Source organism: Pyramidobacter sp. CG50-2 (assembly GCF_003612005.1).
Classification (GTDB): domain Bacteria; phylum Synergistota; class Synergistia; order Synergistales; family Dethiosulfovibrionaceae; genus Pyramidobacter.
Window position 1 is genome coordinate 1 of the sequence record NZ_RAWT01000099.1, and the last position, 1290, is coordinate 1290.

Here is a 1290-nt window from a genome sequence, read left to right on the forward strand (position 1 = left end):
GCAGGGCAATCGCTTACGGAATAAGAACCCCCGTAGGGACGAGCCCCAGGACCTGCAGAGCCGTAGGGATGCCAAGCCCGCAGAGCTTGCGCTTGCTCCTCATCCCGCATTTGCATGTTTCACAGGTCTTCAGCATCTGCAAAGCGAGTTTTCGCAGAATGTTCATCACTTCCGCCGCGTTCTTCGCTCTCGCACGGCAGTCATCCTCCCTGAAGGCCATGTCCAGCATCCAGTGTAAGTTGTTCTCGATCGCCCAGTGCTCTCTCTTGATGCGCAGAAGGTCTTGCGCCCGGGCTCCTTTCAGGCTGTAGATGAAGTAATGGTCTTCAGTGCTGGTCTTGTTATCGACGTTCCGGGTGTTGTGGATCCAGGCGACGCCCGTGATGCCTCGCCAGCCTTCAAGTCCTTCGAACCAGCTCAGGTCGTTGGAGAGGTAACATTCTCTTCTCTCGATGCGCCCATGATCCTTCTCCAGGGTGCTGGCATACTGTCCTTTGGCTTTGAGTTCTCTTGTGCTTGTGTCCTGCGCTTCGCTGCGCAGGTGCCAGATGATGTCGTCGTGCAGTTTCTTCTGATTGCCTTTGACGGCGAGGACGTAATCTCCGCCCTTTTCGATGATCTTGGCGGCGATGTCCTTCTGCGTCCCCATGGCGTCGATGGTGACGACGGTGTCTTTGACCTGAAAGAGATCCAGCAGTTCGGGGATAGCCGTGATCTCGTTGCTCTTCTCGTCGGTCTTGATCTGACCGAGGACCAGCTGCGCCCGACTGGCAAAAGCGGTGAGCACGTGACTGGCTTTCTGTTCGGAACTGCCGCTGCGGCATATGGTCTTGCCGTCGATGGCGACGGTCATGCCTCTTGACTCCGCCAGCTTGCCCAGGTGGACGTACAGCTCGCTCATCCAGGCGTTGAAGCGTTCGGACAACACACGGGGATCGAGGCGGCTCAACACCTTGCCAAAGGTATCGTGAGAAGGGGTGCCGTGGCGGAAGTCGCAGAACGGCGCCAGATATTTCTTCTGATGATCGGCAAACATGGCCATTTCCGTATAGGTATCCATGTTACAGATCACGGCCAGCACGCTGACCAGAAGGATATCCTGGAGCCGATAGTGGATCGCGTTGCCTGTGCGGAAATCTTCAATTTCTGCCAGCAGTTCCAGAAATGTCTGGTTCATTCTCGTGCCTCCTGTCGGTGTTTTGGGGCGTTTTCGGTGTTTCTTTGTATTCTACCGCAGGGAGGCTTTCTTGGGATGAACTTACTTTTCTGCGTTGCGGCTTTCTTCTTCTC

General features: G+C 55.7%; 1 protein-coding gene. It reads right to left on the reverse strand.

The window, feature by feature from the left end:
• Positions 1-13: 13 nt before the first annotated feature.
• Positions 14-1177 (reverse strand): ISAs1 family transposase, encoded by a 1164-nt coding sequence (locus D7D26_RS11930; protein WP_120373183.1) that lies wholly within the window; start codon positions 1175-1177, stop codon positions 14-16.
• Positions 1178-1290: the final 113 nt, after the last annotated feature.

Coding starts and splice junctions, on each gene's coding strand:
- D7D26_RS11930 (WP_120373183.1), bottom strand. CDS start 1,177: ATGAACCAGACATTTCTGGAACTGCTGGCAGAAATTGAAGATTTCCGC.